This is a genomic window from Rhodanobacteraceae bacterium, from assembly GCA_016713135.1.
GTDB lineage: Bacteria > Pseudomonadota > Gammaproteobacteria > Xanthomonadales > SZUA-5 > JADKFD01.
Genome location: JADJPR010000001.1, coordinates 379,812 through 393,538, shown reverse-complemented (window position 1 = coordinate 393,538; position 13,727 = coordinate 379,812). Strand labels below are relative to the sequence as shown.

The window sequence follows — 13,727 nt, the reverse complement described above, 5'->3', positions numbered from 1 at the left end:
GGCGCCTTTCTGCCGGGGAAGCGCTGCGCGCTACCCCGGCCTACATAGAGCGATTCGCGCCTCGGCTCATCCCAGCGGCAATTCCAGTGTCACCCGAGTGCCGTTTGCGTCGTGGGCGATGTCGAGGTTGCCAGCGATCGCCGCGGTGCGGGCGCGCATGCTGGCGAGTCCGCGGCCACTGCCGCCCTCGCGCCAGTAGCCATCGTCGGTGACCTCGATGCGCAGCCGGGCGCCATCCCAGTCGGCTGCGATCTCGATGCGCCGCGCCTGCGCATGCTTGAGCGCGTTGGTCAGCGCCTCCTGCAGGATGCGCAGCACATGCAGAACGGTCGCCGGCGACGCCGGCGGCAGGTCCGGCAGGTGCGCGGTGCGCCATGCGACCCGCACCGGCTGACCCGTGAGCATCGGTTCCATGCGCGCACGGAACATGCCGAGCGCCACCGACAGATCGGCGCAGGCGCTGTCCAGCGAATCGATCATCAGCCGCAGGTCGTCGAGCGTGCTGCGCAACTGCGGCGCCAGCTGCGCCGCGTCCACTTGACGACCCTGGACCTGCCCGATCAGGGCGACCAGTTGGCCACCCACGCCGTCGTGCATGTCGCGCATGATGCGCGCGCGCTCATCGGCGAGCATGCGCGCCGACTCGGCCGCACGGCGCCGGCCGAATTCGGCTTCGAGTTCGCGGCTGCGCTGCGCCAGCTCGATGGCCAGTTCGGCGCGCCCGCGCTCCGCCTGGCGCAGGCCGTCGAGGATGCGCAGCAGCAGCACCACGAACAGCAGCAGCGCGATGTACAGGATGCCCCAGTGCAACAGGTAGCCGGGCGTGCTCCAGACGCCGCGCAGCAGCAGCCGCAGCACGTCGAGCACCCCCAGCGTCATCAACAGCACCAGCGCCGCGGCGAACCAGCGGCCATCGGGTCGGTGCATTGCGTGGCGCCGGCGCCACCACCACCCGGTCAGCCCGGCCAGCAGCGCCAGCACCAGCAAGCGATAGGTCAGCGAGATCAGCGAGGTGCCGGCACGCGGCCACCACACGGCTTCGAGCAGCACCAGCAGTGTCGCGGCGCCCGCCAGCAGCAGCGGCCAGCGCGGCACCGGCGTCGCCAGCAGCGCGCACGAGCAACGTGCCAGCGCATAGGCGGCGAGCACCAGGCCGAGGTGGATGGCCGCCGCCCAGGCGAGGAAGTCCAGCGGTCGCCAGTCGCCGGCGAAGTTGGACACGTAGACCACGCTGCCCACCAACGCCAACGCGAACCAGCGGTACAGCGCCTCCTGCGGGCGCGCGATCGAGATCGGCACCAGGAACAGCAGGATGCCGCCGAGTAGTACCAACACGGCACCGGCACCGGCGGCATGCAGCCATTCGTAGCGTGTCTGGAAGTCCTGCATGAGACGGCTCGGACCAATCAGGGCGCTGCCCAGGTTGACTCGCGGCAACGCGCCGCTGCCGCTGCGCAGCTCCAGCAGCAGTTCGTTGCTTCCCGGGCGCAGCAGGCCGTCGGCAAGACTCAGCCAGAGCAAGCCGGACAATCGCGAATGGTCGCCGTGCAGATCGGCGCTGCGCACCTGGATGCCATTGACGATCACGCTGACGTCCTGATGCACGCCAGCGAGCACCAGCATTGAGCCTTCCAGTTCCAGCCCTGGCCGGTCGATGCGCGTGCGCAGCAGCCAGCAGTCGCCGACGCCCCAGAAGGGTAGCGCCGCCGGGCGCCATTCCTCTCCGGCGGCCGGCACGCAGCGCGTCGACTGCCACTCGTGCAGCGCCAGTTCGCGCACCTCGCGCCAGGTCGGACTGACGCCGTTTGCCAGCCACACCAGTGCGCCCAGCAACAGCAGCGGCAGCCACCACCAGGCGCCGCGCGCGCCCAGCCGTGCCGCCGCCGCGAACCGGCCTTGCGCGGGGCCCGCGCTCATCCGGATTCCCGGGCTCCGCCGACCAGCCCGAGTTGCACCGCCTCGAAGGCCGCCTCGGCACGCCCGCGCACCTGCAGCTTGCGATACAGCTCCTTGGCGTAGGAGGCGATGGTGTTGTAACGCAGGCCGGTGAGCTGCGCGACTTCCTCGTAACTCAGGCCCTTGGCAATCAATCGCAGCAGCTCGGTCTCGCGCGCGCTGAGCTCGGGCGCGGCACGTGCCGCCGGATCGGCCGGCGCCTGCAGCCGGCGCATCAGGTGCACGGCGATGCTGGGACTGAGCGGCGCGCCACCCTGCAGCAACTGCTCGATCGCAGCCACCACCGCGGCGTCCTCCGAGTCCTTCAGCAGATAGCCACCGGCGCCGGCCTGGATCGCCGCGAGCACACTGCCCTCGTCGCCCATCACCGAGATCACCAGCACCTCCGGCGGGCGCGCCAGCCGCCGGGTCTCGACGATCAGCTCGATGCCGCTGCCATCGGGCAGGCCGAGGTCGAGCAGCAGCACCTCGGGCACTTGCGCCGCGATCGCAGTGCGCGCCTCCGCGAGGGTCGCCGCGGCGCCCGCCAGCAGGAAGTGCGGCTGCGCGGCGATCACCTGCGCGAGGCGTGCCCGCGTGCGCGCCTCGTCCTCGACGATCAGCAGCGTGCAAGGCCCGGTGCGCGCACCCATCTCCGGCTCCGTCGGGATTCCGGCGTCGATGCTGCCCGGCGCGGGGGTGCCCGCGCCAGTCGTCCGCGGCACGGATGCGCTCATGGCGGCGGCAGCGCCGGTGCCCGGATGATGACCAGACGCCCCTTGCGCGCGACCAGGCCGCGCAAATCGTCGCTCTGAGCACCGAAACCGATGGCATCGAGACCGGGGCCGTCGAAGTCGCGGATGGCGCGCACCTGCACCAGCGCATCGGCCCCGAAAGCCGCGTTGCGGATGGTCAGGCCGGCGCCGACCGGCACCATATCGTCGATCTCGCGCACTTCGGTGCTGGCGCCGAGGCCGGGCAGCGCAAAGCCGTGCAGCAGGAACACCTTGCCAGAGCCCGGCGCATGGCCCTCGGCCTCGCCGAGGCCGATCAGCAGTTCCCGGCGTTCATCGCCGTTGCGGTCGGACAGGCTGTCCAGGCTGGTGATCGCGTGCACGCCGCTGCCGCGCAGCAGCACCCGGCCCTGGATCGTCCCGGCCGGCGGATCGCGCAGATCGAGCAGCGCCGGGAAGCTGGCGCGGCCGCTCAGGATCTCGACCTGGCCGACCGGGCTGCCGTCGCGCGAGGGCGGCGAGTGGGCGATGCCGATGTCCGCGCCCGGCTGGCCATCGAACTGGCCGAGGCCGATCACCCTGACCGCGGACTCGTCCGACAAGTGGCCACCCACGAGGCGCAGCGTGTGGCCGTTCAGGGCAACCGGATCGGCGCGCATGTGCGGGCCGCCGAAGATGATCGTCGCGCCGCCGCCCTCCTGCGCCAGCACGAAGCTGTCGGCACCGCTGCCATCGTTGCGGACCGGGCCGATGGAGGGCGCGCTGCCGATGTTGCGCACGCTGTTGATCGACGCCACCCCGCTGAAGCCGGTGGCCGAGCCGAAGTGGATCTGCAGCGCCGACAGTTGCTGGCTGCCCATCGTCGGACACACCACGCCCAGGTCGTCGAAGCCGTCGCCGTCGACATCGCCGAGGTGGGCCAGGTGCAGGATGCCGGTGCAGGGCTGCAAGGTGTCGTCGGCCTCGCGGAAGGGATCGAGGAAGGCAGGCGCGAACCGGTCGACGCCGCGGCCATGAACGATGGCGATGCGGTCGAGCGTGCCGGCCAGGAAGGCGAGGTCGGTGCGGCCGTCGCCGTTGTAGTCGCCGCCGGCCGCGTACGCGACCGCGAGCGGCTGTTCCGGGTCCTCCGCGCGGCGGATGCGCACCGCGCCGAGCGGCAGGTCGTCGAGTCCGAAATTCGGCGGCAGCGACTGCCCGGAGGACAGCAGCAGCGCGATCGCACCCTCGCCGGCAACGCTGGCGGCGCGCCCGGCGCGGCGCGCGGCCTTGGCATCCAGCGCCTGCACGCTCGGCTGGCCGATCAGCACATCGCCGCGACCGTCGCCGTCGAAATCGCCGGCGGGCAGCAGCTCGACCTCGTTGTAGACGCCCGCGCTGCGCCCGATCCGGATCTCGGCGCCGCCGCCCGCGGACGAGTAGACGGCAGGCTCGGCGGCCGGCGGCGGGCGCTCCTCGCCGCTGGTGCTGAAGATGCGCTCGCTGCTGAACACCACATAGCTGCGACCCACCGCCGGCGCGCTGACCCCGAGGTCGTCGAGGCCGTCGCCATCGACATCGGGCAGTGCCGCCAGGCGCCAGCCAGCGCGCTGTTCCTGCTGGCCGACCAGCCACTGGATGCTGTCGCCGGCATCCGCCAGGGACAGGGTGCCGGGCTGCAAGCGAGCGTGCAGGATCGCGATGCGGCCGCTACCGGTGTGGGGCGCTTCGGCGCCGGGTATGCCGATGGCCAGTTCCGCACCGCCGCTGCCGTCGAAGTCCGGCAGCACGGCGAGACCCTGGCCGGTGCGATCGCGCGGGAAGGCCGGGAGGATGCGCTGGCGACGCAGCGGATCGACGACGTCTTCGAGCTGCGCGCCGCCGAACAACAGCGTGAGGCCGCCGTCGGAGGCGGGCGCCGCGATCGCCAGGAAGTCCACGATCGCCGCGTTGCCATCCTCGACAAAGCCGGTATCGCCGCTGACGAACTCCAGCGTATCGGCCAATTCGGCCGCGCCGCCGCTGGCGAAGGGATCGACGATTTGCGCCTGGCCGGTGTCCGGCACCTGGGCGCCGGTGAAATTGGTGCGGCCGGGAATCAGCCACAAGGAATAGCCCGCCGCGTTGCGACCGCGCACGACCAGGTCGTCGCGGCCGTCACCGTTGAGATCGCCGGCACCGGCGATCTGCAGGATTTCGACGCCTTCGGGCCCGTTTGCCTGGATCGCCGGGCCAAGCACGAGCGGTGCGCCATCGTTGCGGCCGAGCAGCAGGAAGGCGCGCGGCGGCACCGCGACCGCGGCATCCTCACGGCCGTCGCCGTTGACGTCGCCGACCGCGACGATGCGCTGGGCCGCCGCGGGCAGCGCCAGCGTCTGCCCATCGGCGCCGCTGGCGAGCGACTGGATCGAGCCGCTCGCCGGCAGGCTGTCGCGACCGTGGATCAGGTAGATCGAGGCGTTCCCGCGCAGGCCGATGCTCGGCCGGCTGGCCGCGCCACGGATCCTGCCGAGCGTCGCCGGCAGCAACGCGGCACCCTCCCTCGCGGTGTCCACGTAGAAATTCGGCTGGAATCGTCCCAGCGACAGGGTTGCCGCGAACGGCGGCGCCAGCGCGGGCAGCAGTTGCAGCGAGCTTTGCGCGCGGAAGCCTGGTGCGCGACCGGCTGTCGCCACCGACCTCGCTGATCGCCAGCGCCAGGCGGCTGCCCGGCGCGCCATCGAAATCGCCGAGGTCCACCAGCACCGCCTCATCGGCGCGCGGATGCTCGATGCGGAAGCCGCGTCGGCCGTCGAGCGCGTCGAGATTCAGGGTGTCGAACTGGCGCACGTCGGGACGCACGACGTCCTCGTCGACGATACTGCCGGTGACCAGCGCCGAGCCGAGGCCGAAGTCCTCCTCGCTCCAGACTTCCAGCTGGAAGCTCTCCGCGCGCTCGACCAGCGCGTCGTTGAGCAGCGGCACGTCGACGAACACCTCGAACTCGCCGGCGGGCGCCTGCACGCTGCCGTCCACGGCGGTGTAGTCGCTGCCGGCGCGCGCGCTGGCGTCGATGCTGCGGAAGCGCAAGCTCCGCGGCGCGGCGAGCGGGCGCTCGGAGCGGATCGCAAAGCGCAGCGGCCCGGCGTTCTCGCGGGTCGCCGCGGCCTGCGCCAGCAACTGGTTGCCGGCCAGCGGCAGCGAGCTGGTCGCCAGCTCCGAGCTGATCGGCGCTGACTGCTCGCGCTCGTGCAGGGCGTGGATCGCGGTGTCCAGCGGCAGGCGCCGGCCGAGCGCGAGGTCGAACTCGTCTATGCCGCCGCCGTAGGGGCGTGCGCCCAGCCATACTAGCCGACCGTCTTCCTCGGCATAGAAATGCGCCACGCTGCGCGTCAAGTCGCCGGCGGTGCTGGCCGGTTCCATGCGGTAGCGGATGCGCAGGCGGTCGCCGCGGTCGTTGTAGGCGACCGCCAGCAGCTCCGGGAAGTTCAGCAACTCGTTCGGCCCGCTGTCGTTGTCGCCAATGTCGTTGGGCGTGGCGCCAAAGGGCGCGAGGTCGATCACCGCCGGCTGCGCCGCCATCGAGGCCGGCACCACCAGCACGCGGTGTGCGCGATTGGGCCCGCTGAGCGCGTGGATGCGCGCCGCGGTCTGTCCCGGTCCGAAATGATCGGCGACGAAGCGCAGGCCCTCGAATTGTCGGAAGTTGCCCGGCAGGACCTCGATGCCGTTGCCCGTGGCGAGGCTGCGGCCGCTGCTGTCGGTGCCGAACCAGTTGCCGCTGGCATCCAGCTTGAGTCCCGGGCTGACGCAGCAAAACACGCTGCTGCCGGGTTCGAGCGCGACGCCGGCCTCGCTGTAGCCGCCGAGCACATTGCCGACCAGCGTCAGTGCGCTGGCGATGCCGTTCGGGTTGTCGTCGGTGATGGCGATGGCGCGACTGAGCGACGCGACCGGCAGGCCGCTGGCGCCGAGCCCGCCGATCAGGTTGCCCTCGATGCGGATGCGGGTGCCGGCGCGCAACTGGGCGTTGTTGCTGTTCAGCGACAGCGTGCCGAGCAGCAGGTTGCGATCGGCGCCATCGCCGCCAACGAGGAGGTCGACCAGGCCGTCCGCGGAGCGCCCGTCGACGGTCAGCACCACGCCGCTCGCCGCCGCCAGCGTGCCGCTCTCGTCGCTGCCGATGTAGTTGCCGACGATGCGCGTCGGGCGCCCGTTGAAGGCGTTGCGCGCGTTGACGCTGACGCGCACGAGGGCGAGGCCGCGCAGGGTGCCGCCGTGCTGCAGCGTGAACCCGCCGCCGCCGATGGCGCTGGCATCGACGACGATGCGCAGGTCCGCATCCAGCCCGCGCGGATCGCCGATGGCGCGGCTGTTCGGCCGGCTGCCGGGCTTGGTGTAGCCATCGATGGTGTGCAGCGTCGATGGCAGGATCGGCAGCGGCGCGTTCAGCAGGATGCGGTGCGGGCCGCTGCCGGGAATCGCGAACGCAATGCGCACCGACTGCAACTGGGCGGCGCGCAGGATCGCTTCGCGCAGCGTGCAATCGGCAGGCGTGCATACGCCGTCGCCGGGATCGGCGGCGGAGTTCACCGTCAGGCTGGCATCCGGGCCATCGTCGAGGATGCTGCCCGCGCCGAGCGCACGGGCGATGGTCAGGCCCTGCGGCTGCGAGAGCTCCACGCTGAAGGTTTCGGTGGGCTCGCTCACCAGGTCGTCGCGGATGAAGACGTCCAGCGTTTTCTGGCGCTGGCCGGCGCTGAAGCCGAGCACGAAATCGTTGCCGTCGAAATCCTGCCCCTGGGTCGCGCTGCCGCTGAGCGTGCGCACGCGCACCGAGGCCGGCGCCGCGGCCGGGCGGTCGAGCGTCACCGTGAAGCGCGCGCGCGTCTGCGTCAGGCCGCGCAGCACCGGCTCCTGGACGATCACATCGTCGATCGACACCGCCGGCAGCACCGGCGCGTCGTCGTTGAAGATCGTGCCCTTGGCCTGCGCGTCGGCGAGCGCCGCGCCGCTGGCATTGGCGAGGTTCACGAAGAAGCGCTCGTCGGCTTCGATGTCGCTGTCGCCGGCCACCGGCACGCTGATCGTCTGCGTCGTCGCGCTGCCGGAGAAGTTCAGCGTACCGGCGCTCGCGCTGTAGTCGCCGGGTGCGACGGCGCTGTCGTCGGCCGTCGCGTAGTCGACGCTGACCGCGGCGCCGGTGGGGTTGTCCAGCGTCACCGTGAACACCAGGGCGCTGCTGCCGGCATCGCCCTCGTTCTGGCTGACGTCGCCGATGCGCAGGCTCGGCGTGTTCGCCACTGTGTGCGTCGCGAACGCCGCCTTGCTGCTGCGGTAGGCCCCATCGCCCGGGTAGAAGGCCTGGATCGGGCGCGCGCCGACGGTGGTGAACAGCAGCTGGCAACTGACGGCCGGCAGCACGATGGTGCAGGCCTCGCCGGTGTTCGCGCTGACCGCGACGCTGCCGGTCGGCGGCGGACCGCCGGCTTCAGGATTCAGCGCGATGGTGACGGTCACCGCCTGGCCGGGGTTCGACGGGTTCGGCAGGTTGGAGACGATGGCGAGCGCGGTATCGAGGCCCGGCTCGTTGGTCAGCGTGAAGTCCTGGCTCAAGCTACCGACGCGCGCGGTCACGGTGTAACTGCCACCGTTGCGGACGGCGGTTGCGGTGGTGCTGGCGATGCCGTCGACGCCGCTGACCGCGGTGACCGGATCGAAACTGGCACCGGCGCCGGTTGCCGGCCCGCTGAACTGCACCGGCACGCCGGCGATCAGCGCGCCGCCGACGCCGAGTGTGCGCACTTGCAGGGGCAAGGCGAAGGCATCGCCAACCGCTGCGGTCTGGCCGCTGCCGGCCACCAGTTCCAGCGCCTCGATGCCCGCGGTGAGCGTGTGGCTGGCGGTGGCGTTGGCGACGCTGGTGCCGCCGGCGAGCGCGAAGGCGCTCTCGGTTGCCGGCAGGGATGCGGTCAGCGTGATGGCGCCCGGCGCGCCGGTGCTGAGCAGCTCGCAACTGCCCTCGCTGCGCAGCGGCGTGGCGGTCGGCACCAGCGTCGCACGGCATTCGCCGCCGCGGCCGTCGACGATGCGCACGCGGCCATTCGGCGCGAAGGGCTCGCCGGGCACCGCCTCGGCGCGCACCGTCACCGTGTACGGCACGCCGGCCGGGCTCGGGTCCGGATCGTCGGACAGGATCGCCAGGCTCTGGATGCGATAGAAGTTGAACTCGCTCTGGTTGCCCTGGGCGTCGATCGCGGTGGCGACGACCACGTCGTTGGGGCCGAAGCTGACGCCGACCGGCAGCGTCAGCGCAATCGCCTTGACCTGCTGCGCGTTGCCGCTGGTGTAGGTGTCGCTACCGAGGTAGACCTCGCCCTCGTCGCCGTTGGCGCGGTAGAAGTCGACCGTCAGCGGATAGACCGATCTGCCGCCGGCGGCGCCCGCGTCGAACTCCGAATCCACCCGGTAACTCAGGTTCAACTGGTTGCCGGCCTGGCTGAAGGCGCTGATCTCCGGCCAGTTCTGCTGGCGCGAGGTACTGATGGAATCCTCATCGCCGACATCGTTGAGCGAGCGCGTGCCGGCCGCGGCACCGATGCTCAGCCCCAGGCCCGCATTGCCGGACCACGCATTGCCGCGCGCCCGCACGAAGCGGCGCAGGCCGGCGATGCCGTGGCCGGGGCTGCCGAAGCTCTGCGCGATCGTGTTGCCCTGCCCGGCCGCGAGCCCGCCGATGTCGACACCGCTGCCCTGGGCGGCGATGGCGATCGCGCCCGCCGCATTGCCAAGCGGATTGCCGTCGACCGCCAGGCCGAACACATTGCCGCTCAGCGCGCCGCCGGCGTCGCTGCTGCAGATGTCGCCACCAGTCCAGAACAGGCCTCGCGCGGCATTGCCGGCGATGCGATTGTCGACCAGGTTCGGGAACGGCGCGCTGCAGTTGCTGGTGATGCGGATGCCATCGCCGCTGTTCGGCAGTTCCGCCAGGCCATCCCGGCGCAAGCCGATCAGGTTGCCCTCGACGCGCGGCGCGCCGGCCAGGCGCAGGCCGTCGCTGCGGTTGCGCGACACCAGATTGCGCGCCGTCGGCGTGTCGCCGCCGATGGTCACGTTCTCGTCGGCCAGCACGCCGAACTGCGCGGAGCGCGCGACGCCGCCGCTGGCATCGGTGCCGAGATAGCAGCCCTCGACGCGCGAGTCCGCCGAGCGGAAGCCGAAGTTCACCGCGTTGGTGCCGTTGTTCGACGGCACGCCACCAATCGCGAGGCCGCGCAGGATCACCAGCGGCGCGGCGCCAGTCGGGCCGGCGGCACCGATGTTGAGGATCGCCGGCACCGCGGCGGCCACGCCGCTGCCGTCGATCTCGATCTTGATCACGCTGTCGAGCGCGCCCGGCGCCGGGATCGTGTTCGCACTGGCACCGGGTTGGGTGTAGCCGTCGATGGTCAACGGCTTGGCGATCGTCGGCAGCACGCTTTGTGGCGCGATCCGGCACACGCCACTGGCGTCGCAGCCGGGATCGCTGCCCGGAATCGCGAAGTGCAGCGTGTCGGCCGCGTCGTCGAGGTTGGCCTTGGTGATCGCGCCGCGCAGCGAGCAGTCGCCCGGCGCCGCGGTGCAGGCCTGGAAGGCGGCCGATCCGTCGTCGCTGGTGGTGTCGACCGTGAACGGCTCGCGCACGGTCACCAGTTGCACGATCGAGGCCGGACTGCCCCCGTTCGGCAGCGCGAAGGCCGCCAGCGCGGCGTTGTAGCTGACGCGCACGCCGACGTTGCCGGGCGCTGCGTTGGTGACCAGCAGGCACTCGCCCTCGCTGGTGCGCGCTGCCGCCACCGGGACCAGTTGCGCGATGCATTCCTCAGCAGGATTGACGCGTGCCTGCACCAGCACCGGGCCATTCGGCTTGAACGGCGCGCTGGGCGCGGCAACCGCGCGCACGCGCACCGGGAAGGGCACGCCGGCCTGCACCGTGGACGGCACCGAGACCAGCGTGAAACTTTCCAGCGGGTAGAAACTGGTCTCGCTGGTTTCGCCGGAGGCGTTGTCGCTGGGGCCGGGCGAGGCGACCGGCGTAGTCGTCGCGGTGGCGACGACGACATCAATGGCGCCCAGCGTGACGCCGGCCGGCAAGGTGAAGCTGATGGCCTTGTCGGTCTGCGCCTCGCCGGCGGTGTAGGCATCGCTGCCAATCGGCGTCAGGTTGCCTTGGCCATCGTCCTTGAGGAACTCGATGCTGAGCGGATACAGGCTGTTGCCGGTGCTCGAATCGACCCGGTAGGTCACATCGACCTGATTGCCGGCCAGGCTGAAGGCGCTGATCGTCGGGAAGTTCTGGCGGCGGTTGGCGCCCAGAGGATCGGCATCGTTGGCGTCGTTGGGCAGGCGCTGCGGTTGGTTGTAGCCGTTCACGACCAGATCCACCGCCATGCCCTGTTGGCCGACGTAGCGATTGCCCTGTACCGTCCACACGCCCATGCCCTCGCCTGCGGCGACCGTCTGCGCATAGGGTGGTGGCTCGATCTGCGGCGCCGGGCAGCGCGCGCGGTTGATGCCGTTGGGGCCGAAGAGGTTGCCTTCCCCCGGCAGCGGGCCGCCGACCTGGACCGAACCGGGCAGAGAGAAGCCGCCGCGGATCGCCGCGAACGGTGTACAGACGCTGTTCTGTGGATTGATGTTCGGCGCCGGCGTAAGGCCATCGACACCCATGCCGATCTTGTTGCCGCGAATGCGCACCAGCACGTTGCGCTCGGCCGGGATGATGTCGATCGCGTTGAGGACGTGGTTGCCGATGACATTGCCCTGGCCGGGCGCCGCGCCGCCGATGTCCAGCGGCGCCAGGTTGGGCGAGGCCTGGTGCGAGACCTGCAGGCCGTTCTGGCAACCGGAGCCGCTGATGCCGCTGCGATCGGTGCCGATGAAATTGCCCTGCACGCGGTTCTCGCCGAGGATGATCAGGCAGAAGTTCGGCTTCTGCGACCCCGCGCCGAAGAGGTTGATGTCGGCGGGATCGCCCGAGCCAATGCGCACACCGCGGATCAGGTTCGAGGTGCGGATGTAGCCGGAGCCAGCGAGGCTCGGCGAATTCAGCCCGGTCACGCCATCGGCGTCGTAGCCGAAGAAGTTGCCGAAAACCTCGTAGCGCAGGTTGGCCGGATGGCCGTTGCCGCCGGAGCCGCCGTCGCCGCGCTGGTGAACCAGCGCGATGTTCTCGAAGATCAGCCCGCGGAGGGTAAATGGGGTATACGTGGTGATCTGGCGCGACGTCCCCACCGGACCCACCAGCTTGATCTTCAGTTGTGCGTTGCTGCCCTGCCCCAGCGGCAGCGTGTTGGCGCTGGCACCGGGTTGGGTGTAGCCATCGATGGTGAAGCCCTGGCTCTGCCCGGTCTGGATGCCGGGTACCAGGTTCGCGAGATCGATGGAATCAGTCGACAGCGTGATCGTGCACACACCGCTGGCGGCCACGCAGCCCGGATCGCTCATCGGGATGTCGAAGGCGATGGTGTCCTCGCCCGCAAGGTCGCGCTGGGTCTTGATCAGCGCACCGCGTAGTGAGCAGTCGTCATCGGCCGCGGTGCAGGCGGTCAGCGCCGGGCTGTCGGAGGTAGTGTCGACGACCAGCGTGGGGAAGCCCGCCGGCGGCGTCAGGCTGGCGCGCAGCTCATCGAAGTCGAAGTGGCGCTGGTCGCCTCAGACCAGGCTCAAGCCGCTGAACAGGCTGGCGTAGTTGCGGAAGCTGCCGCTCAACTGCGGCGCGCCCAGCGGCTGGCCGATGACCGGGTTGAACCACGCGCGCATGGTGTCGTTGGCGCCGCTGTTGCTGTTGTGGTCGACGCGCAGAACGACGTAGGTGACGTCGCCCGGGCTGCCGCCGAGGTCTAGACCACTGGTGCATTCGACGCCGCTGTAGAAGGCGCAGATGAAGGCATTGGGCGAGGGGCCGCGGCCGCCGGTCATCGCGTTGGCGCCGTTGCCGAAGCCGACGCCCGGCGTGGCTGTGGCGTAGTCCTGCCCGGCACCGGAGGAGCCCTCCTGCCTGACCAGGAAACTCAGCCAGGTCGATGAGCCGGCCGCCCCGAAGCTGTGCCGGGTCAGCCGCTGGGCCTGCCCGGCGACCACCGCTGCGCTGGTGCGCAGCGCGTTGCCGGATGTGCTGAGTCCAGGGTAGCTCAGACCAGCGACGATCTCGCCGCTCGCGGCACCGGTGACCAGCTGCGTGGGGCCGTTCTGGGTGACCGTCCACGGGCCGTCGAAACCCTCGCCACCGATGGCGTTGTGCAGATTGGTGCCGAGCGGGTAGTCGAAGGGCTCGTAGGCATCGGCGGCGGCTTCCACGGTCCAGCCGATATCGCTTCCGATGCGCAGCTCGTCGAACACGAAGCTGCGGTTGTCGCCCCACAGCAAGGTCGCGCCGTTGAAGCTGCCGCTGTAGTTCTGCAAGGACTCGATCAGCCCCGGCGAGCCCAGCGGCTGGTTCAGCACGGGATCGAACCACACGCGCAGGGTGTCGTTGCCGCTGGCTGCGAAATCCAGGCGCATCACCACCAGCGTGGTCTTGCCGGCTGCATTGCCGATGTCGCGGCTGCGACCGTCGCTGCCGTAGAAGCTGGCGACGGCACCGCCCGGCAGGGCTGCGATTCCCGAGAACATGGCCGCGCTGCCGAAGCCGAAACCAGTGCCGGGCGTGCCGCCCGCGTAGTTGACGCCGGCCGTCGTCTCCGCCTGGCGCACCAGGAAACTCATCCACACCGAGCTGCCCGCCGCGCCGAAGCTGGCAACGGTGCCGCGCTGGGCCTGGCCGAACTGCAGGCCGCTGTTGGTCTGCCAGGCACCGCCGGACACCGGCAGGACCTGCCCGAGGGCGTCGCTGTAGGACAGCCCGGCGACGATCACGCCACTCTGCGCGCCGGTGACGGCGGATGACGGGCCGTTCGCGGTCACCGTCCACGGCCCGTCGAAGCCCACCCCGCCGTTGGCGCCGGCAAGGTTGTCGTTCAGCGGATAGTCGAAGGGCTCGTAGGCGGCCTGAGCGGTCGCCGCGGCGGACCCGCACAGACCCAGCACGACCAGCACACATCGCAGCGCACGCATCGGCAG

4 protein-coding genes are annotated in these 13,727 nt (G+C 71.0%); all 4 read right to left on the bottom strand.

The window, feature by feature from the left end; genetic code table 11:
- Positions 1-66: 66 nt before the first annotated feature.
- The 4 genes from IPK27_01425 to IPK27_01410 all read right to left on the bottom strand — a co-directional run bounded on the left by IPK27_01425 (position 67) and on the right by IPK27_01410 (position 13,721).
- Positions 67-1,917: a hypothetical protein gene (locus tag IPK27_01425; GenBank protein MBK8066316.1), complete on the bottom strand. Its 1,851-nt coding sequence runs from the start codon at positions 1,915-1,917 to the stop codon at positions 67-69.
- Positions 1,914-2,672, bottom strand: a complete 759-nt coding sequence (locus tag IPK27_01420) for a response regulator transcription factor (protein ID MBK8066315.1) — start codon at positions 2,670-2,672, stop codon at positions 1,914-1,916. Before IPK27_01420 ends, IPK27_01425 begins: the two co-directional genes overlap by 4 nt.
- A gap of 2,283 nt (positions 2,673-4,955) precedes the next feature.
- Entirely contained in the window at positions 4,956-12,113 is a 7,158-nt protein-coding gene (locus IPK27_01415) for an Ig-like domain repeat protein (protein ID MBK8066314.1), read from the bottom strand.
- Between the two features lie 207 nt (positions 12,114-12,320).
- Complete coding sequence (locus tag IPK27_01410; GenBank protein ID MBK8066313.1) at positions 12,321-13,721, bottom strand: hypothetical protein; 1,401 nt, start codon at positions 13,719-13,721, stop codon at positions 12,321-12,323.
- Positions 13,722-13,727 lie beyond the last annotated feature (6 nt).

Coding starts and splice junctions, on each gene's coding strand:
- IPK27_01425 (MBK8066316.1), bottom strand. CDS start 1,917: ATGAGCGCGGGCCCCGCGCAAGGCCGGTTCGCGGCGGCGGCACGGCTG.
- IPK27_01415 (MBK8066314.1), bottom strand. CDS start 12,113: ATGAGCGATCCGGGCTGCGTGGCCGCCAGCGGTGTGTGCACGATCACG.
- IPK27_01410 (MBK8066313.1), bottom strand. CDS start 13,721: ATGCGTGCGCTGCGATGTGTGCTGGTCGTGCTGGGTCTGTGCGGGTCC.
- IPK27_01420 (MBK8066315.1), bottom strand. CDS start 2,672: ATGAGCGCATCCGTGCCGCGGACGACTGGCGCGGGCACCCCCGCGCCG.